Source organism: Pseudomonas brassicacearum (assembly GCF_003732265.1).
GTDB classification, from domain to species: domain Bacteria; phylum Pseudomonadota; class Gammaproteobacteria; order Pseudomonadales; family Pseudomonadaceae; genus Aquipseudomonas; species Aquipseudomonas brassicacearum_D.
Map to the genome: position 1 here is coordinate 221856 of NZ_MOBK01000007.1, position 18081 is coordinate 239936.

The 18081-nt window shown below is 60.6% G+C and carries 18 protein-coding genes and 1 other RNA gene; 9 read left to right on the top strand and 10 right to left on the bottom strand.

Going from position 1 to position 18081, the window contains the following annotated elements; genetic code table 11:
- Positions 1 to 21 precede the first annotated feature (21 nt).
- Positions 22 to 1161: a DegT/DnrJ/EryC1/StrS family aminotransferase gene (locus BK660_RS20395; protein WP_123434915.1), complete on the top strand. Its 1140-nt coding sequence runs from the start codon at positions 22 to 24 to the stop codon at positions 1159 to 1161.
- Between the two features lie 115 nt (positions 1162 to 1276).
- Here BK660_RS20395 and gcvH read toward each other — a convergent pair whose 3' ends face one another.
- The 9 genes from gcvH to BK660_RS20440 all read right to left on the bottom strand — a co-directional run bounded on the left by gcvH (position 1277) and on the right by BK660_RS20440 (position 10732).
- A complete protein-coding gene (gene gcvH, locus BK660_RS20400; protein ID WP_123434818.1) occupies positions 1277 to 1660 on the bottom strand; it encodes a glycine cleavage system protein GcvH in 384 nt (127 codons plus the stop codon).
- 50 nt (positions 1661 to 1710) lie between these two features.
- Positions 1711 to 2793 carry a glycine cleavage system aminomethyltransferase GcvT gene (gcvT, locus tag BK660_RS20405; protein ID WP_123434819.1) on the bottom strand — a complete coding sequence of 361 codons (1083 nt, stop codon included), beginning with the start codon at positions 2791 to 2793 and terminating at the stop codon, positions 1711 to 1713.
- Positions 2794 to 2949: 156 nt separating this feature from the next.
- The gene (locus tag BK660_RS20410) at positions 2950 to 4566 is read right to left on the bottom strand and encodes an ABC transporter permease (RefSeq protein WP_123434820.1); all 1617 of its coding nucleotides are present in this window, start codon (positions 4564 to 4566) and stop codon (positions 2950 to 2952) included.
- Between the two features lie 122 nt (positions 4567 to 4688).
- Positions 4689 to 5690: an extracellular solute-binding protein gene (locus tag BK660_RS20415; protein ID WP_123434821.1), complete on the bottom strand. Its 1002-nt coding sequence runs from the start codon at positions 5688 to 5690 to the stop codon at positions 4689 to 4691.
- Positions 5691 to 5921: 231 nt separating this feature from the next.
- A complete protein-coding gene (locus tag BK660_RS20420) occupies positions 5922 to 7139 on the bottom strand; it encodes a 2-octaprenyl-3-methyl-6-methoxy-1,4-benzoquinol hydroxylase (protein ID WP_185045162.1) in 1218 nt (405 codons plus the stop codon).
- A gap of 8 nt (positions 7140 to 7147) precedes the next feature.
- On the bottom strand, positions 7148 to 7633 hold the full coding sequence (locus tag BK660_RS20425; protein ID WP_123434823.1) for a DUF4442 domain-containing protein: 486 nt from the start codon (positions 7631 to 7633) through the stop codon (positions 7148 to 7150).
- Positions 7626 to 8813 carry a 2-octaprenyl-6-methoxyphenyl hydroxylase gene (ubiH, locus tag BK660_RS20430; RefSeq protein WP_123434824.1) on the bottom strand — a complete coding sequence of 396 codons (1188 nt, stop codon included), beginning with the start codon at positions 8811 to 8813 and terminating at the stop codon, positions 7626 to 7628. Before ubiH ends, BK660_RS20425 begins: the two co-directional genes overlap by 8 nt.
- On the bottom strand, positions 8810 to 10144 hold the full coding sequence (pepP, locus tag BK660_RS20435) for a Xaa-Pro aminopeptidase (protein WP_027926458.1): 1335 nt from the start codon (positions 10142 to 10144) through the stop codon (positions 8810 to 8812). The genes ubiH and pepP overlap by 4 nt, the downstream gene beginning before the upstream one ends.
- A gap of 27 nt (positions 10145 to 10171) precedes the next feature.
- The gene (locus BK660_RS20440; RefSeq protein WP_123434825.1) at positions 10172 to 10732 is read right to left on the bottom strand and encodes a YecA/YgfB family protein; all 561 of its coding nucleotides are present in this window, start codon (positions 10730 to 10732) and stop codon (positions 10172 to 10174) included.
- 127 nt (positions 10733 to 10859) lie between these two features.
- Here BK660_RS20440 and BK660_RS20445 point away from each other — a divergent pair, with 127 nt between their 5' ends.
- The 4 genes from BK660_RS20445 (at position 10860) to BK660_RS20460 (ending at position 12284) form a co-directional block, all read left to right on the top strand.
- Positions 10860 to 11069 (top strand): TIGR02449 family protein, encoded by a 210-nt coding sequence (locus BK660_RS20445; protein ID WP_003213954.1) that lies wholly within the window; start codon positions 10860 to 10862, stop codon positions 11067 to 11069.
- Complete coding sequence (locus BK660_RS20450; protein ID WP_007942435.1) at positions 11066 to 11383, top strand: cell division protein ZapA; 318 nt, start codon at positions 11066 to 11068, stop codon at positions 11381 to 11383. The genes BK660_RS20445 and BK660_RS20450 overlap by 4 nt, the downstream gene beginning before the upstream one ends.
- Before the next feature lie 30 nt (positions 11384 to 11413).
- Positions 11414 to 11592: non-coding RNA, 6S RNA (ssrS, locus tag BK660_RS20455), on the top strand.
- Between the two features lie 86 nt (positions 11593 to 11678).
- Positions 11679 to 12284: a 5-formyltetrahydrofolate cyclo-ligase gene (locus tag BK660_RS20460; protein WP_123434826.1), complete on the top strand. Its 606-nt coding sequence runs from the start codon at positions 11679 to 11681 to the stop codon at positions 12282 to 12284.
- Between the two features lie 35 nt (positions 12285 to 12319).
- On the opposite strand, the gene BK660_RS32655 is transcribed toward BK660_RS20460, so the two are convergent.
- Complete coding sequence (locus BK660_RS32655) at positions 12320 to 12475, bottom strand: hypothetical protein (RefSeq protein WP_172825923.1); 156 nt, start codon at positions 12473 to 12475, stop codon at positions 12320 to 12322.
- Between the two features lie 200 nt (positions 12476 to 12675).
- On the opposite strand from BK660_RS32655, the gene BK660_RS20465 reads away from it, so the two are divergent.
- From BK660_RS20465 to BK660_RS20480, 4 genes are all read left to right on the top strand, one after another.
- Complete coding sequence (locus BK660_RS20465) at positions 12676 to 13125, top strand: EVE domain-containing protein (RefSeq protein WP_123434827.1); 450 nt, start codon at positions 12676 to 12678, stop codon at positions 13123 to 13125.
- Positions 13126 to 13256: 131 nt separating this feature from the next.
- A complete protein-coding gene (locus BK660_RS20470; protein WP_123434828.1) occupies positions 13257 to 14222 on the top strand; it encodes an HlyD family secretion protein in 966 nt (321 codons plus the stop codon).
- A complete protein-coding gene (gene rbbA, locus BK660_RS20475; protein WP_123434829.1) occupies positions 14219 to 16942 on the top strand; it encodes a ribosome-associated ATPase/putative transporter RbbA in 2724 nt (907 codons plus the stop codon). Before BK660_RS20470 ends, rbbA begins: the two co-directional genes overlap by 4 nt.
- Positions 16942 to 18060, top strand: a complete 1119-nt coding sequence (locus tag BK660_RS20480; RefSeq protein ID WP_123434830.1) for an ABC transporter permease — start codon at positions 16942 to 16944, stop codon at positions 18058 to 18060. The genes rbbA and BK660_RS20480 overlap by 1 nt, the downstream gene beginning before the upstream one ends.
- Positions 18061 to 18081 lie beyond the last annotated feature (21 nt).

Below are 18081 nucleotides of genomic sequence, written 5' to 3' on the forward strand. Positions count from 1 at the left end.
GCTGATCAGGTGCCTGAATTTATGAGCCAACAGCCTTTCCTGCCGTTCTCCAAACCCACCATCGATGAAGCGACGATTGCCGCGGTGGGCGACGTATTGCGCTCGGGCTGGATTACCAGCGGCCCCAAGGTCCAGGCCTTTGAGCAACAACTCTCGGATTTTTTTGGCGGGCGCCCGGTGCTCACCTTCAATTCCGGCACCTGCACCATGGAAATCGCCCTGCGCATTGCCGGGGTCGGACCGGGCGATGAAGTGATCACCACGCCGATTTCCTGGGTGGCCACCGCCAACGTCATTCTGGAAGTCGGTGCCACGCCGGTGTTTGCCGACATCGACCCGATCACCCGCAACATCGACCTGGATCAGTTGGAGGCCGCAATCACGCCGCGGACCAAAGCGGTCATTCCGGTGTACCTCGCCGGTTTGCCGGTGGACATGAGCCGGTTGTATGCGATCGCCAAAAAACACGGATTGCGGATTGTCGAAGACGCCGCACAAGCCTTGGGTTCGAGCTGGAACGGCCAGCGCATCGGCTCGACCGGTGATTTCGTGTCGTTCAGTTTCCAGGCGAACAAGAACGTCACCTCGTCAGAGGGCGGCTGCCTGGTGTTGAACAATGATGAGGAAGTGCGACTGGCGCAGAAGTACCGTCTGCAGGGCGTGACCCGCAGCGGTTTCGATGGCCTGGATGTCGATGTGTTGGGCGGCAAGTTCAACATGACCGACGTCGCGGCGGCCATCGGCCTTGGGCAATTTGCTCACATCGAAGCCATCACGACCCATCGCCGCGAACTGGCACGGCACTATTTCGCGTGTTTTGGTGAGGATTTCGAAGCGCAGTACGGGGCTCAACTGCCCCCGGCGGATTTCGAGAACAGCAACTGGCATTTGTTCCAGCTGGTGTTGCCGGAGCGAGGGGATGGCTTGCCAGCACGGGCGACTTTCATGGAGCAGATGCAGGCGTTGGGCGTCGGTATCGGCTATCACTATCCGCCGATTCACTTGCTGAGCCTTTACCGCGAACGCGGGTTCAAGGAGGGGATGTTCCCGGTCGCCGAGCGGGTCGGCCGTTTGATTGTGTCGTTGCCGATGTTCACGGCGATGAGCAAAGCGGATGTCGAGCGTTCGGTGGCAGCGGTCAAGGCAGTTCTGAAGCGATAAAACCTGTGGGAGCGAGCCTGCTCGCGAAGTGGGAGTGTCAGCTGGCATAAATGTTTGCTGACACACCGCTTTCGCGAGCAGGCTCGCTCCCACATTGGATTTCGCAGGGCGAGAATTACTCGCCGATCGCAGCCTTGTAGCCGGCCGCATCGAGCAGTTTTTCCAGGTCAGCGGTGTTGCTTGGCTTGAGCTTGAAGATCCACGCGCCGTACGGGTCGGTGTTGAGCAGTTCCGGGTTGGCGCTCAGTTCTTCGTTGACCGCAATCACTTCACCGGCAATCGGGGAGTAGATGTCGGAGGCGGCTTTCACCGATTCAACGACGCCCGCCTGATCTTCAGCAGCAAACTTGTTGCCGACTTCAGTCAGCTCGACGAACACCACATCACCCAGCGCTTCCTGCGCGTGATCGCTAATGCCCACGGCGACGGTGCCGTCGGCTTCCAGGCGGGCCCATTCGTGACTTTCGGCAAAACGCAGGTCGGCAGGAATATCGCTCATGTTCTGTGTCCTCAAGAAAAATGTCAGCGGTCGTAGTCCGCCAAAAAAGGTTAGATCAAGGTTTTGCCATGGCGTACGAAGGTCGGCTTGACCACTCGGACCGGGTACCACTTGCCACGGATTTCCACTTCTGCGCGGTCGGCAGTTGCCATCGGCACGCGCGCCAGTGCTATCGACTTGCTAAGCGTAGGAGAGAAACTACCACTGGTGATCTCCCCTTCGCCAACATTGGCGATGCGGACCACTTGATGAGCGCGCAAAACACCGCGCTCCTCAAGGACCAGTCCCACCAGTTTGTGCTGTACGCCGCCGGCCCGTTCGGCTTCCAGGGCGGTGCGCCCGATGAACTGGCGAGAGGCCGGTTCCCAGGCAATGCTCCAGGCCATATTGGACGCCAGTGGCGATACATCTTGATGAATGTCCTGACCGTAGAGGTTCATGCCGGCTTCGACCCGCAAGGTATCCCGCGCACCCAGGCCGATGGGGGAAATGCCCGCGCCGACCAGGTCGTTGAAAAATCCTGGAGCTTGATCAGCCGGTAGAACGATTTCCAATCCATCCTCGCCGGTGTAACCGGTACGGGCGATGAACCAGTCACCTTCCGGCTGGCCTTCGAATGGCTTGAGCAGCTGGATCAGATTGCTGCGCGCCTGGGAGACCAGTTCGCAGATTTTTTGACGGGCATGAGGGCCTTGAATCGCCAGCATCGCCAGCTCTGCACGCTCGTTGAGCTGCACATCAAAGCCATCGAGGTGAGCCTGCATCCAGGCGAGGTCTTGATTGCGGGTGGAGGCGTTGACCACCAGGCGATAACCGTCGTCGAGGCGATAGACGATCATGTCGTCGACGATGCCGCCGCGCTCATTGAGCATGGTGCTGTACAAGGCACGGCCGGGGCTGTGCAGGCGTTCGACATCATTGGCCAGCAAATGCTGGAGCCAGGCCTTGGCCTGGGGGCCGCTGACATCGATCACGGTCATGTGGGATACATCGAAAACCCCGCAATCGCGGCGCACCTGGTGGTGTTCCTCGACCTGCGAGCCGTAATGCAGAGGCATATCCCAACCGCCAAAATCGACCATCTTCGCGCCGAGGGCGAGATGAAGGTCATACAGAGGCGTACGCTGTCCCATGGGTTTCTCCTTCCGGGCGTGGCGAAGGTGCGGACAGGCGCTGCACGGGGTGAAAACCTTGAAATAGAAGGCTTTCAGCCGATTTCAGCTACCGGGTCTGTCAGACGGACCGCACCGAATGCCGCGCATTGTAGCCGCAAGGTGTAGGACTGGCACCTAGCTGTTTCGATGCGCCGAACGTCGAATCAATCCGATGACCGGTAACAGGCCGACCAAAACCAGCGTCAGTGCCGGCAAAGACGCCCTCGCCCACTCCCCTTCGCTGGTCATTTCAAAGATCCGCACGGCCAGCGTGTCCCAGCCAAACGGGCGCATCAGCAGGGTGGCGGGCATTTCCTTGAGCACATCGACGAACACCAGCAACGCGGCGCTCAACGTGCCCGGCAACAACAATGGCAGATACACCTTGAAAAACAGTCGTGGCCCACTGACGCCAAGGCTACGTGCTGCTTCGGGCAAAGATGGCCGTATACGCGCCAGGCTGCTTTCCAGTGGCCCGTATGCCACTGCGATGAAACGCACCAGATAGGCCAGCAACAACGCCGACAGGCTGCCCAGCAGCAAAGGCTTGCCAGCGCCGCCGAGCCAGCCGGACAAAGGGACCACCAGCTCGCGATCCAGGTAACTGAACGCCAGCATGATCGACACCGCCAACACCGAACCCGGCAAGGCATAGCCGAGGTTGGCCAGGCCGATGCCGGCGCGGATCGTTCGGGTCGGTTCCAGGCGTCGCGCAAACGCCAGCACCAGGGCAACGCTGACCGTGATCAGCGCCGCCATGCCGCCCAAGTACAAAGTGTGAAGAATCAGGCCGGTATAACGCTCATCCAGATCGAAACGCCCGCGCTGCCAGAACCACACCAGCAGTTGCAGCATCGGAATGACGAACGCACAGGCAAACACCAGACCGCACCAGCTCATCGCCGCCAGCGCCTTGAAACCCCGCAAGTGATACAGCGCCTTGACCCGCGGCCGTTCGTTGCTCGCCCGATTGGCCCCGCGAGCACGACGTTCGCCGTAGAGCACAACCATCACCACCAACAGCAACAGGCTGGCCAGTTGGGCGGCGGTGGAAAGGCTGAAGAATCCGTACCAGGTTTTGTAGATGGCGGTGGTGAACGTGTCGAAGTTGAACACCGATACCGCACCAAAATCCGCCAGGGTTTCCATCAGCGCCAACGCCACCCCCGCGCCAATGGCCGGGCGCGCCATCGGCAAGGCGACTCGCCAGAACGCCTGCCACGGCGATTGACCGAGCACCCGGGCGGCTTCCATCAAGCCTTTGCCCTGGGCGAGGAACGCGGTGCGGGCCAGCAGATAGACGTAGGGATAGAAAACCAGCACCAGCACGACAATGACCCCGCCGGTGGAGCGCACACGCGGCAACCTCAGGCCGGTGCCAAACCACTCGCGCATCAGGGTTTGCACAGGGCCGGCGAAATCCAGCAGGCCGACGAAGACAAACGCCAGCACGTAGGCCGGAATCGCAAACGGCAGCATCAGGGCCCAGTCCAGCCAGCGCCGGCCGGGGAACTCACAGAGGCTGGTCAGCCACGCGAGGCTGACGCCGAGCAAAGTGACGCCGACCCCGACGCCGACTATCAGGGTCAGGGTGTTGCCCAAAAGGCGCGGCATCTGCGTGTCCCAGAGGTGGGACCAGATCTGTTGATCGATGGATTGCCAGGACAGCAGTAAAACACTGAGGGGCAACAAGACCAGCGCAGCGATGGCGAAGACCAGGGGATACCAGCGGCGTTGGGCGGGGTGGGCCAAAGGGGTTCTCTAGAAAATGTTGGGCCACTGGCCGAGAAGAGAGCGAGCTTGCTTTGTGGCGAGGGGGCTTGTCGGAACGCCGCATCGCCACAGGTGAGTCACTCGACACAAAGGCAACAGTCTCAGTTCCAGCCAGCGCGATCCATCATGCGTATCGCTTCGGCCTGACGCTTGCCGGCCACTTCCACCGGCAGGGTATCGGCCACGAACTTGCCCCACGCCGCCACTTCTTCCGAAGGTGCCACCGCCGGATTGGCCGGGAATTCCTGGTTCACGTCAGCGAAAATCTTTTGCGCCTCAGGAGTGGTCATCCACTCCACCAGTGCCTTGGCCGCTTCCGGGTGCGGTGCGTGTTTGGTCAGGCCAATACCCGACAGGTTGACGTGTACCCCGCGGTCAGCCTGGTTCGGCCAGAAGAGCTTCACGCCCAAATCGGGCTTCTGCTTGTGCAGGCGACCATAGTAGTAGGTGTTGACGATACCGACATCACACTGGCCCGCATTGATCGCTTCCAGCACCGCAACGTCATCCGAGAACACGTCGGTGGACAGGTTGCTCACCCAGCCCTTGAGGATCTTCTCGGTTTTTTCGGCGCCGTGGACTTCGATCATCGTGGCGGTCAGGGACTGGTTGTAGACCTTCTTCGCCGTGCGCAGGCACAGGCGACCCTCCCAGTTCTTGTCGGCCAGTGCTTCGTAGGTGGTCAGCTCGCCCGGCTTCACGCGATCAGTGGAGTAAGCGATAGTCCGCGCCCGCAGGCTCAGGCCGGTCCAGGCATGGGAGGCGGCACGGTATTGCAGCGGAATGTTGGTGTCGATCACTTTGGAGGTGAATGGCTGCAGGATGCCCATTTGCTCGGCCTGCCAGAGGTTGCCGGCATCGACCGTCAACAGCAGGTCGGCGGTGGCGTTCTCGCCCTCGGCCTTGATGCGCTGCATCAGCGGCGCTTCCTTGTCGGTGATGAACTTCACCTTCACCCCGGTCTTGGCGGTGTAGGCGTCGAAGACCGGTTTGATCAGCTCGTCGATACGCGAGGAGTAAACCACCACCTCATCAGCGGCCTGGGCGGCGGTGCTGCCAATCAGGGACAGGGCGAGTGCGGTCAGTAGACGCTTCGGCAACATGGGGAGCGATCTCTCGATTGAAAAAGTGAGGGCAAATGATAAGGACTCACATTTAGCATCTCAATCGATCAGTTCGCGGAGGAGTTACCAGATGTTGCATCACCAGAGTTTTGCGGTGAATGTTCCGGCCCCATCGCGAGCAAGCTCGCTCCCACATGGGTTTTGTGAACACCGAAAATCCATGTGGGAGCAAGCTTGCTCGCGATGAGGCCATAAGCCACACCCAATAACTTATGCCTTGGCCAATGCAGGCAAATCCCCGGTGAGTCCAAGCGCCTCACGCACAAACAACGCCTTGGCCTCGGGCATCTGCTCAACCATCTTCAACCCGGCATTGCGCAACCAGCGCACCGGCAGCGGATCAGCCTGGAACAACCGCTCAAACCCCTCCATCGCCGCCATCAGCGCCAGGTTGTGCGGCATGCGCCGGCGCTCGTAGCGGCTCAGCACTTTGACATCCGCCAAGCGTTCACCCCGCTCGAACGCTTGCAGCAGCACTTCGGCCAACACGGCAGCATCCAGGAAACCAAGGTTCACGCCCTGCCCCGCCAGTGGGTGAATGGTGTGCGCCGCGTCGCCGATCAATGCCAGGCCTTCGGCCACATAACGCTTGGCGTGACGCTGACGCAGCGGCACACACAAACGCGAATCGGCGCTGAGCACGCTGCCGAGTCGCCCTTCAAAGGCGCGCTCCAGCTCGCGGCAGAAGCCATCGTCGTCCAGCGCCATCAGGCGTTCGGCTTCACTCGGCGTGGTCGACCAGACGATCGAACACCAATCCTGCTGCCCATCACGCTCCAGCGGCAAAAACGCCAGCGGACCGTTATCGGTGAAACGCTGCCAGGCGGTCATTTGATGCGCTTTGGAGCTGCGCACGCTGGTGACAATCGCGTGGTGCATATAGTCCCACTCGCGCGTCGCCATGCCGGTCAGCCTCCGAACGGCCGAGTTGGCGCCGTCCGCCGCAATCACCAACGGTGCACGCAAGGTGCGGCCGTCGGCCAGAGTGAGCAGCCAGTCATCGCCCGAGCGGCGCATCTGTTCCAGGCGCGCATTGGCCAGCATCCCGAGGTCGCAGTCGTGCAAACGGTCGAGCAAGGCGTCCTGAACCACACGGTTCTCGACGATGTGCCCAAGCACGTCGGCATGTACGCTGGTAGCCGAGAAATGGATCTGCCCGGTGCCGCTGCCGTCCCAGACGTGCATGTCGGTGTAAGGGCTGCTACGTCGCTTGGCAATGCCGTCCCACACGCCCAGGCGCTCGAGAATCCGCTGGCTGGCCGCCGACAAGGCGCTCACCCGCGGCTCGAACGGTGCCTGGCCATCGAAGGGTTTGACGCTCAGGGGGCTGCCGTCCAGCAACAGGACTTCCAGCCCGCTGTCCTGCAACGCCAGCGCCAAGGCGCTACCGACCATTCCGGCCCCGACAATCAGCAGATCTGCGCGCATGTCCATGCTTAAGCCTGTCTCGCTTGCGGCTTGAGCCGCACGTAAAGGGTTTTTTCGACCCGCGCCACCAAGGTGCCGGCGCCGTCGTGAATATCGACCTGCAATTGCGGCAGGTATTTTTCGCCATCGGCCGTTTGCCGACGGATGTCGTCGAGCAAGGTCTCGTCGATGCGGAATCTGGCGAACACCGGGCCTTTGCCCGGGGAAATGAAATCGATGTCGGCGGCTTTGTCCCAGACGATGTAACGGTGCCCGAGGTTCTCCATCAGCATCAACATGTAGAACGGGTCGACCATCGAATACAGACTGCCACCAAACTGGGTGCCCACGTAATTGCGGTTGTACCAGCTCAGGCCCATGGACACCGTGATGTCGCGAAAGTCATCGCTGATGTGCCGCACCCGAACCCCGGCGCCAACGTACGGCGGGTAAAAGGACATGAACCAGCGCATCAACCGCGCTTTGCCGAACGTCTTCGACAGCCAGTTAAGCATCAGGACGCGTACCCAGACCCATGGCCTGTCGGGCGAACCAGCGCTTGGCCGGCGGCAGCAGATCGAGACCGAGCAAGCCGAGATTACGACCCAGCGACACCAGCGGCTGGGTGCTGCCGAACAAGCGGGTGACCTGATCGGAGAAGCCCACGGTCAGGTTTTGATCCAGACGCTGGCGCTCACGGTAAGCCTGCAAAGTGGCAAAGTCGCCCGGCCCGCTCTCGCTGGCCAACAAGGCCTCCGCCAAGGCTTGGGCATCACGCAGCGACAGGTTGAAACCCTGGCCGGCAATCGGGTGCAAGCTGTGAGCCGCGTTGCCGAGGATCGCCAGATGCGGACGCACCTGCTCTTCGGCTTCGATCAGCGTCAGCGGGTACAGATGCCGCGCGCCGACCTGTTTCAACGTGCCGAGGCGATAACCGAACACACCCTGCAATTCGCTGAGGAAGCTCTTTTCATCCAGAGCGGCCAGCCGCTGTGCGTCCATGCCCAGACGGGTCCAGACCAACGCGCAGCGGTTTTCCGGCAGCGGCAACAGCGCCATCGGGCCGTCGTCGGTGAATCGCTCGAACGCCATGCCGTTGTGCGCTTCGCTCGGGGTGATGTTGGCGATCAGCGCGCTCTGGTTGTACGGACGCGTCTTGATGCCGATCCCCAGTTGCTCGCGCAGGCCCGAACGGCCGCCATCAGCGAGCACCGCGAGGTCGCATTCCAGGGTGGTTTCGTCATTGAGGGTCAGGCGGTAGCCATCGGTCAGCGGCTCCATGCGCGTGACTTCCGCCGGGCAACGCCAGGTGACCACGTCCTTGTCCAGACCTTGCCAGAGGCATTGGCCGAGCCAGGCGTTTTCCACCACGTAACCCAGTGCCGGAACGCCTTCTTCCATCGCCGATAAACGTGCGGTGGAAAAACGTCCACGGTCGGAGACATGAATCTGCTTGATCGGCTCGGCGCGGCGGGAGATCTCCTGCCAAACGCCCAACCGTTGGTAAATCTGTTTGGCGCCATAGGACAGTGCCGAAGAGCGGGCGTCGTAGCTCGGCTGATAGGTATCGCCCGGAGCGAAGGGCTCGATCAGGACGATCTTCCAGCCGCGCGCTTTAGCCCCGGCTTGCAACGCCAGCGCGAGACTGGCGCCGACCAGGCCGCCACCGATGATTGCCAGATTGACCCGGCTCATGCTGCTTGTGTCCGCGCTTGCGCCATCAGGGCCTCGATGTCGGCGACCGTTTTCGGCACGCCTTTGGTCAATATTTCACAACCAGTCTTGGTCACCACCACGTCGTCCTCGATGCGCACGCCGATGCCGCGCCATTTCTTCGCCACGTTCTGGTTGTCCGGGGAAATGTAGATCCCCGGCTCCACCGTCAGCGCCATGCCGACCTCTAGCACACGCCATTCGCCGCCGACCTTGTATTCGCCGACGTCATGCACATCCATCCCCAGCCAGTGGCCGGCGCGGTGCATGTAAAACGCTTTGTAGGCTTCGCTGGCGATCAGTTCGTCGACGTCACCCTGCAACAGGCCGAGCTTCACCAGCCCGGTGGTAATCACCCGGACCGTGGCTTCGTGCGCCTGATTCCAGTGTTTGTTCGGGGCGATTTCGGCGAAGGCGGCTTCTTGCGACGCCAGCACCAACTCGTAGATCGCTTTCTGTTCAGGTGAATACTTGCCGTTGACCGGCCAGGTGCGGGTGATGTCGCTGGCGTAGCAGTCGATCTCGCAACCGGCGTCGATCAGCACCAGGTCACCGTCCTTGAGCACCGCGTCATTCTGCTGGTAATGCAGGATGCAGCTGTTGCGCCCGGCGGCGACGATTGAACCGTAGGCCGGCATCTTCGCGCCGCCCTTGCGGAACTCGTAGTCAAGTTCGGCTTCAAGGCTGAACTCGTGCAGCCCCACGCGGCTGGCCTGCATCGCGCGGATGTGCGCCTGGGCGGAAATCCGTGCGGCTTCGCGCATTACCTTCACTTCTGCCGCCGATTTATACAGGCGCATGTCGTGAAGCAGATGATCCAGCGCAACAAATTCGTTCGGCGGCTGGGCACCGAGGTGCGCTTTAGAGCGGATCACGTTGATCCAGTCCATCAGGTGCCGGTCGAATTCGGGGTTGCTGCCCATGGCCGAATACACCCGGTCACGCCCTTCGATCAGGCCCGGCAGGATGTCGTCGATGTCGGTAATGGGGAAAGCGTCGTCGGCGCCAAAGTCGCGGATCGCGCCTTCCTGGCCGGCGCGTAAACCGTCCCACAACTCTCGCTCGGCGTTGCGCTCACGGCAGAACAGGATGTATTCGCCATGGGCACGCCCCGGCATCAACACGAGGACCGCTTGAGGCTCGGGAAAGCCGCTCAGGTACTGGAAATCGCTGTCCTGGCGATAGACGTGCTCGACGTCGCGGTTGCGGATGGCAACGGCGGCGGCGGGCAGGATCGCGATGCTGTTGGGTTCCATCTGCGCCATCAAGGCCTTGCGGCGACGGCTGTATTCCGATTTCGGGATATGAATCATGGGCAGATGGCTTTTCCTGGCACGCGATTAATGCAACGACGGTTTGGCGGCTGGCGGCACGTCCGCTTTTTTGGTTTCGGAGAACAGCAGCAGCGGCGCGACGCGCAGGTATTCCATGACTTCCATGTAATCGGTTTCGCCGTCTTCGGACTCTTCCAGGGCATCTTGCACCTGGGAAATCGCCGCCAGATCCTGCAGTACTTCGGTGGCTTCAGTGCTGAGCGTGCTGCTGTCCCGGCAGTTCAAGCCGAAACCGCTGAGGAAGCCCTGGCACCATTGGCCCAGTGCGGCGGCGCGGTCAACCAGAGGCGCGTCATCGGTCGGCAGCAGCAGAACAACGGTCACGTCGTCGCCGGTCAGCTCGCCCTTGACCATCGCCTGCAAGCCGATCAAGGCGTTGCGGACGTTGTCCTGAATGTCGCCTTCGAGCAACTCGGCGGCGTCGATCAGCCAGCCTTCGTTATCGAAGCCGGCTCCGGCGCAACTGCGGCCGAGCAACAGGCCATGCAGTTCGGCAGGCGAGACGTTATGACCGCTGGAGGTCAGCAGTGTGGCGAAGGCTTGGTACGGGGAATTCTGAATGGTCATGGGCAGCTAGGCGCCAGACGGCGCTATGTCTAGAATGAAGGCCTTGTATCCTACATCGACAGACTCGCCAAGACTATTAAAGGCTGTCCGCCAGCTACCCCCATCAAGCACACATTCAGTGGACACAATGGAAGACACCGACCTGCAAGCGCTGATGGCCAGACTCGAACTGCTAATTAATCGGGTCGAGCAACTTAAGAGTCAAAACGGACTCTTACTAGCTCAGGAAAAAACCTGGCGCGAGGAACGCGCGCACCTCATTGAAAAAAACGAAATCGCTCGGCGTAAGGTTGAATCGATGATTTCGCGCCTCAAGGCCCTGGAGCAAGACTCATGAGTTCAAGCAATAGCGTTACCGTGCAGATCCTCGACAAAGAATATTCGATCATCTGCCCCCAGGAAGAGCGCAGCAACCTGGTGAGCGCCGCCCGCTACCTGGACGGCAAGATGCGCGAAATCCGCAGCAGCGGCAAAGTCATCGGCGCCGACCGCATTGCCGTCATGGCCGCGTTGAACATCACGCACGACCTGCTGCACAAGGAAGAACGCCCGGATGTACAGGCCAGCGGCTCGACTCGCGAACAGGTTCGCGACCTGCTGGACCGCGTCGATCTGGTGCTCGCGACCGATCCGGACGTCACCAAGGGCTGAAACACGAAACCGCTTGGGGTATACTCGCATCACTCCCTGGGGTGCTTGCCAGTTGACCACGTCCCTGAGCCGATTCGCACTACCCTGGAGGCTGCACGTTGGGCTGGTGTGCATGTCCGCTAGACGGAAAGCCTTAAAGCCTACTGCATCTTCCACCTTGAACTTTCGGGTTCAAGGGCTAAGTCAGCAGCGGTTCATCCGGGGAGCCTGATTCCAGTCCGATGCCGGTTTAATTGCCGGCATCGGCTTTTTTACGGGTACGCTTTACGTATTCGTCCTGTCGAAGCCTGAATCCATGACCGAACCTGCGCTGCTGCCCCGCCCGCAACTTCGACGCATGCTGCGCAAGGCCCGCCGCGCACTGACGCCCAGTCAACAGCGCCAGGCTGCTCGCGGGCTGTACAAGCAATTGGCTCAACAGCCGTTGTTTCGACGCGCCAGACACATCTCCCTGTACCTGCCGACCGACGGTGAAATCGACCCGCGCGCTCTGCTGCGTGCCGCCCAACGTCGAGGCAAGGCGACGTATCTGCCAGTGCTCAGTGCCTGGCCGCGCACCAAAATGGTGTTCCAGCGCATTCGCCCCGGCGAAAAACTCAAACCCAACCGCTTTCGAATTCTCGAACCCCGGCACAACCTCGCCCGACAACGCAAAGTCTGGGCGCTGGATCTGATTCTGTTGCCGCTGGTGGGTTTTGACGATGTCGGCGGGCGCCTGGGCATGGGCGGCGGCTTCTACGATCGAAGCCTCGCGTACCTGGCGCGCCGCAAAACCTGGCGCAAGCCGACGCTGCTGGGGCTGGCCCATGAATGTCAGAAAGTCGAACGATTGGCTCAGGCGAGTTGGGATGTGCCGTTGCAAGGAACGGTGACAGACAAGGCGTGGTATTTCGCAGGCTAGACGCCACTGCGATCAGCGGCGTCCAAAAGACCGGTTTAGCGCTTGAACGCCGATGGCTGCTGTTGCTGCTGCGCGATTTCGATCGGCGCGTCGGTCTTGTTATTCCACAGGCTTTGGGCATAACCGGTGGTTACGACGCCGAGGCCGAACAAGATAACCAAAATCCATAGTAAATCCGGTTTGCGTTTCATCGATTGCCCCCCAAAGGCACATCAACACGATGACAGCAGCGGTTCCGTTTCGGGTGTAGGCCGTGCAGCAGCGTCAAGCTTAGAAGGCCGGCATTTTGCGACAACGTGAACTGACACGCAAACGCTGGCGTCAACCGACTGTCGGTTTGTCATAAAATTGCCCGACAACCTGTCCACACACCTCGCAAGGAGCAAAATCCATGGCCTATTGGCTGATGAAATCCGAGCCCGACGAACTCTCGATCAAAGGTCTGGAGAAGCTGGGCCGAGCGCGCTGGGACGGGGTTCGCAACTATCAGGCGCGTAATTTTTTGCGCGCCATGGCGGTCGGTGACGCGTTTTTCTTCTATCACTCCAGCTGCCCGGAGCCGGGAATTGCCGGAATCGGAAAAATTGTCGAAGCGGCGTATCCGGACCCGACAGCGCTGGAGCCGGAGAGTCATTACTACGATCCCAAGGCCACGCCTGAGAAAAACGCCTGGAGTGCGATTGATGTCGAGCATGTCGAGACGTTTGCCAGGGTGTTGAAGCTGGATTATTTGAAGCAGCAGACGGCGTTGGCCGAGATGCCACTGGTGCAAAAGGGGTCGAGATTGTCGGTGATGCCGGTGACGGCTGAGCAATGGGCGGCGGTACTCGATTTACGTTAAACAGGCAGAACCACCCGGTCATCCTCTTTTCTGCGCTCAATAGGGTTAGGCTTGCCCCTCAGTTGACTGGTATCAACTCGCCCCGGCGTTCGATCAACCAGACTAGGACGCAACAGCCGCAGGATGCCCGCATGTCTACGCACAGTCGCTCTTCAATATTGTTTGCCAGTGCTTTAGTGATACTGCTGCTGGGTGCCGGGGGCTTTGGCTACTGGAAGTCGATGCATGACCGCTTGCCCGAAGGCTTGTACGTCGGCAATGGCCGCCTCGAAGCCACCGAAGTACAGATCGCCAGTAAAACCCCCGGGCGACTGGCCGAAGTACTCGTCGATGAAGGTGACAAGGTCAGCAAAGGCCAACTGCTGGCCCGCATGGACACCCGTACCCTTGAAGCCCAACGCAACCAGGCCGAAGCCGAAGTATTGCGCGCCCGGGAGAACCTCACCGCCGCGCAAGCCAACGTGCAATTACGCCTGAGTGAGCAACTGCTCGCGCAACAGGAACTCAGTCGTTCCGAAGCGCTGTTCAAACACGGTTTCGTGAGCGGTCAGATCATCGATCAGCAGCAGGCGCGTATTGGCACTGGCAATGCCGCCGTTGCGGCGGCCCGCGCACAAGTGTCTGCGGTCGGTGCGGCCATTGGCGCTGCGCAGGCGCAAGTCGCGCAGTTGAACAGTGAAATCGACGACAGCAGTTTGCGCGCCCCGATCGACGGGGTGATCCAGTTGCGCATGGCCGAACCCGGCGAAGTGCTGGGTGCCGGCGGACGCGTATTGGTGCTGATCGACCCGAACGATCAATACATGAACCTCTACCTGCCGACCTCCGTGACCGGACGCCTGGCGGTGGGCGATGAGGCGCGGATTTTGCTCGACGCCCTGCCCGACCGCCCACTGCCGGCGAAGGTCAGCTTTGTCGCGGCCAAGTCGCAGTTCACCCCTAAAGAAGTCGAAACCCGCGATGAGCGGCAAAAACTCGTGTTTCGGGTCAAATTACGCCTGACTGATCCCGGGGCCATGCCCCAGGCCAAACCCGGCATGCCCGGCGCCGGTTATGTGCGCACCGCCCCCGTTGGCTGGCCGGCTAATCTGCAATGACCGGCCTGGCGGTTCAAGCTTGCGCAATCGATCATCGCTACGGCACACATCAGGCGCTGAGTGACATCACGTTCAGCCTGCCCGCCGGGACCCGGTGCGGGTTGATTGGTCCCGATGGGGCTGGAAAATCGAGCCTGCTGGGACTGATCGCCGGCGTGAAGAAGCTGCAGCAAGGGCAACTGAATGTACTCGACGGGGCGATCCAGGACCGCCGCCATCGCAACTCCCTCTACGCGCGTATCGCCTTCATGCCCCAGGGCCTGGGCGGCAACCTTTACCCCGAGTTGTCGATCAGCGAGAACATTCACTTTTTCGCCACCTTGTTTGGCCTGTCAAAAGCCGAATGCGATCAGCGTATGCACAATCTGTTACTGGCCACCGACCTGTTGCACTTCGCCGATCGACCGGCAGGCAAACTGTCCGGCGGCATGAAACAAAAGCTGGGCCTGTGTTGTGCGCTCATCCATGAACCGGACCTGTTGATCCTCGATGAACCGACGACCGGCGTCGACCCGCTGTCTCGTCGGCGTTTCTGGGAGCTGGTTGACGATGTGCGGCACCAGCGTCCACAACTGACGTTGTTGGTTGCTACTGCCTATATGGAGGAAGCCGAGCAGTTCGAGCATTGCCTGATGCTTGACGGTGGCAAGCTGATTGCCACTGGATTAACCAAGGAATTACGGGCTGTAACAACGAGCGGCAAACTCGACGAAGCTTTCACCCATTATCAGGGCGACGGCAGCCATGACCAGCAGGCGCTGGTGATTCCACCGGGAACCGGCACCCCCACCGATATCGCCATCGAGGCCCATGACCTGACCCTGCGCTTCGGCGACTTCACCGCCGTAGACAAGGTCAGTTTCGCCATTGGTCGCGGCGAAATCTTTGGCTTCCTCGGGTCCAACGGCTGCGGCAAAACCACCACAATGAAAGTCCTCACCGGGCTGATACCGGCCAGTGAAGGCAGCGCAACACTGCTTGGCAAACCGGTGAATGCCAAGGATCTGGCCACCCGTAAAAGGGTCGGGTTCATGTCCCAGAGTTTTTCGCTGTATGGCGAACTCAGTGTGCGGCAGAACCTGGAGCTGCATGCGCGGCTGTTCGATTTACCGAAAATCGAAAGCACGCAACGTATCGAAGAGCTGATCCAGCGTTTCAATCTGGGCAGCGTGTGCGAACAACAGTCCGCAGCATTGCCTTTGGGTTTGCGCCAACGCCTGTCCCTGGCGGTAGCGGTGCTGCATCGTCCGGAAGTCTTGATTCTCGACGAACCGACATCCGGGGTAGACCCGGCGGCACGGGACGATTTTTGGCGACTACTGATCGAGTTGTCCCGAGAGCAAGGTGTAACCATCTTCCTCTCCACCCATTTCATGAACGAAGCCCAGCGCTGCGATCGCATCTCGCTGATGCATGCCGGCAAGGTACTGGCGTGCGATACGCCGGCGGCACTGCAACAACAATTCAAAGGTGAAACGCTGGAGGCCGCGTTCGTCACCTGCCTCGAACAAGCCCAAGGCGTCTCGGAACCCTCAAAACCTGCAGAGTCTGTAAATGCTCCCGTGATGCAGGCCACGCCCCTGAACGATCGCCGCTTCAGTCTCGGCCGTCTGATGGCAGTGGCGAGCCGTGAGGGCAAGGAACTGCTGCGTGACAAAGTGCGGATGGCGTTTGCCCTGCTCGGGGCCATCTTCATGATGGTGATCTTCGGTTATGGCATTTCCCTGGACGTCGAGAAACTCGCGTTCGCTGTCTACGATCAGGATCAGACACCACAGAGTCGCGCGTATCTGGAAGCCTTTCGCGGCTCGCGGTACTTCGAAGAGCAGGCGCCCATCAGCGATGCCAAAGAACTGCATCGTCGCCTTCAGCGCTCTGAAATCAAGCTGGCACTTGAGGTACCTCCCGGTTTTGGCCGGGATCTGTACGCCGGGCGCCAACCTGCCGTGGCGGCCTGGCTCGATGGCGGTATGCCGTTTCGCGCCGAGACGAGCCGCAACTACGTCGAGGCGGTGCACCAGGCCAATATCGAACAACTGGCCGCACAGAGCAGCCCGGCGCTGAACCGGCAAGCTGCCGCCCGGCTGGAAACCCGTTTCCGCTACAACCAGGACGTGGTCAGCGTCAACGCCATCGGGCCCGGCGTCATGGCGCTGATTCTGGCGTTCATCCCGGCCATGCTCACGGCACTGGGTATCGTGCGGGAGAAAGAACTGGGTTCGATCACCAACTTCTACGCCACACCGTTGACTCGACTCGAGTTCCTGTTAGGCAAACAGGCCCCGTATCTGGCCGTCAGCCTGATCAACCTTGCAGTGCTGGTCGCGATGAACCGATGGCTGTTTGGTGTGCCGTTCAAGGGCAGTTTCCTGACCCTGGCCTTCGGCGGGCTGCTCTATGTATTGGCGACAACCAGCATGGGCTTGTTGATTTCGGCGTTCACCCGAACCCAGATCGCCGCCATCCTCGGCACCATGATCATTACCAGCCTGCCCACCATCCAGTTTTCCGGCCTGATCGTGCCTCGTTCCTCCCTCGAAGGCGCTGCCGCAACGATGGGGATGCTGTTTCCAGCGGGGCACTTCCTTGATATCGCGGTAGGCACCTTCACCAAGGCTCTGGATATACGCCAGCTTTGGCCGCAATGCCTGGCGCTGTGCGGATTCTTCCTCGGGTTCACCGGGCTCAGCCTGGTCATGCTGAAAAAGCAGGAGGCCTGATGCACAAGTTTGCGCACATCCTGCGCCTGGGTCTCAAGGAGCTGACAAGCCTGAGACACGACAGTGTTCTGCTGCTGTTTCTTTTTTACGCCTTTACGGTGGCGATCTACATGCCGGCGGCGGGCTCGGTGATCGGCGTCCATAACGCCAGCGTGGCAATCGTGGATGAAGACCACAGCCTTGTGTCGCGACAACTGGCGCAAGCGCTGCAACCCCCGGAATTCCAACGGCCGGCCTTGTTGCCGTACGGACAACTGGACCAGGTCATGGACAGTGGCAAGTACACATTTGTCATCAATGTACCGGCGAACTTTCAGACAGACCTGCTGGCCGGTCGTCAGCCCGCCGTGCAAGTCAATGTCGACGCCACCGCCATGAGTCAGGCATTCATGGGTGCGGGGTATATAGGGCGAATTTTCCAGCGCGAGTTGTTGACCTACAGTGGCCAAAGCGATGTGGCGAGCAAAGCGCCCGTAATGCTGACCACCCGTGCCCTGTTCAACAGCAATCTGGAAGGCGGCTGGTTTCTGGCGGTGATTCAAATCGTCAACAACATCACGATCCTCGCCATCATCCTGACCGGCACAGCACTGCTGCGTGAACGGGAACACGGCACCCTCGACCATCTGTTGGTGCTACCGCTGACGGCGCTGGAAATCATGCTGGCGAAAATATGGAGCAACATGCTGGTGGTGGTGCTGTGCACCTGGCTGTCGCTGGAGGTGATAGTCAAGGGCGCACTTGGTGTACCGTTGGCCGGCTCCCTGAGTCTGTTTTTGCTGGTGACGGCGGTCTATCTGTTCGCCAGTACCGCGCTGGGGATCTTCCTCGCCACCCTGGCTCGCTCGACGCCGCAATTCGGACTGCTGGCCATTCCGGTGATTATCCCGATGTTGCTGTTATCCGGCGGCAGTACTCCGCTGGACAGCATGCCGCAATGGCTGCAATGGGTGATGCAGGGGTCGCCATCAACGCATTTTGTCAGCCTGAGCGCCGCCATATTGTTTCGCGACGCCGGGTTGAGCGTGGTTTGGCCGGACTTGCTCGCGCTGACCGCCATAGGGCTGCTGTTCTTTGCGATAGCGCTGATGCGGTTTCGCAAGAGCCTGGCGTCCTGAGGGAGCGAGCTTGCTCCGGGC

Excerpts from the sequence above, each read along its gene's own strand:
- BK660_RS20395 (WP_123434915.1), top strand. The coding sequence starts at position 22 with ATGAGCCAACAGCCTTTCCTGCCGTTCTCCAAACCCACCATCGATGAA.
- gcvH (WP_123434818.1), bottom strand. The coding sequence starts at position 1,660 with ATGAGCGATATTCCTGCCGACCTGCGTTTTGCCGAAAGTCACGAATGG.
- gcvT (WP_123434819.1), bottom strand. The coding sequence starts at position 2,793 with ATGGGACAGCGTACGCCTCTGTATGACCTTCATCTCGCCCTCGGCGCG.
- BK660_RS20415 (WP_123434821.1), bottom strand. The coding sequence starts at position 5,690 with ATGTTGCCGAAGCGTCTACTGACCGCACTCGCCCTGTCCCTGATTGGC.
- BK660_RS20420 (WP_185045162.1), bottom strand. The coding sequence starts at position 7,139 with ATGCGCGCAGATCTGCTGATTGTCGGGGCCGGAATGGTCGGTAGCGCC.
- BK660_RS20425 (WP_123434823.1), bottom strand. The coding sequence starts at position 7,633 with ATGCTTAACTGGCTGTCGAAGACGTTCGGCAAAGCGCGGTTGATGCGC.
- ubiH (WP_123434824.1), bottom strand. The coding sequence starts at position 8,813 with ATGAGCCGGGTCAATCTGGCAATCATCGGTGGCGGCCTGGTCGGCGCC.
- pepP (WP_027926458.1), bottom strand. The coding sequence starts at position 10,144 with ATGATTCATATCCCGAAATCGGAATACAGCCGTCGCCGCAAGGCCTTG.
- BK660_RS20440 (WP_123434825.1), bottom strand. The coding sequence starts at position 10,732 with ATGACCATTCAGAATTCCCCGTACCAAGCCTTCGCCACACTGCTGACC.
- BK660_RS20445 (WP_003213954.1), top strand. The coding sequence starts at position 10,860 with ATGGAAGACACCGACCTGCAAGCGCTGATGGCCAGACTCGAACTGCTA.
- BK660_RS20450 (WP_007942435.1), top strand. The coding sequence starts at position 11,066 with ATGAGTTCAAGCAATAGCGTTACCGTGCAGATCCTCGACAAAGAATAT.
- BK660_RS20460 (WP_123434826.1), top strand. The coding sequence starts at position 11,679 with ATGACCGAACCTGCGCTGCTGCCCCGCCCGCAACTTCGACGCATGCTG.
- BK660_RS32655 (WP_172825923.1), bottom strand. The coding sequence starts at position 12,475 with ATGAAACGCAAACCGGATTTACTATGGATTTTGGTTATCTTGTTCGGC.
- BK660_RS20465 (WP_123434827.1), top strand. The coding sequence starts at position 12,676 with ATGGCCTATTGGCTGATGAAATCCGAGCCCGACGAACTCTCGATCAAA.
- BK660_RS20470 (WP_123434828.1), top strand. The coding sequence starts at position 13,257 with ATGTCTACGCACAGTCGCTCTTCAATATTGTTTGCCAGTGCTTTAGTG.
- rbbA (WP_123434829.1), top strand. The coding sequence starts at position 14,219 with ATGACCGGCCTGGCGGTTCAAGCTTGCGCAATCGATCATCGCTACGGC.
- BK660_RS20480 (WP_123434830.1), top strand. The coding sequence starts at position 16,942 with ATGCACAAGTTTGCGCACATCCTGCGCCTGGGTCTCAAGGAGCTGACA.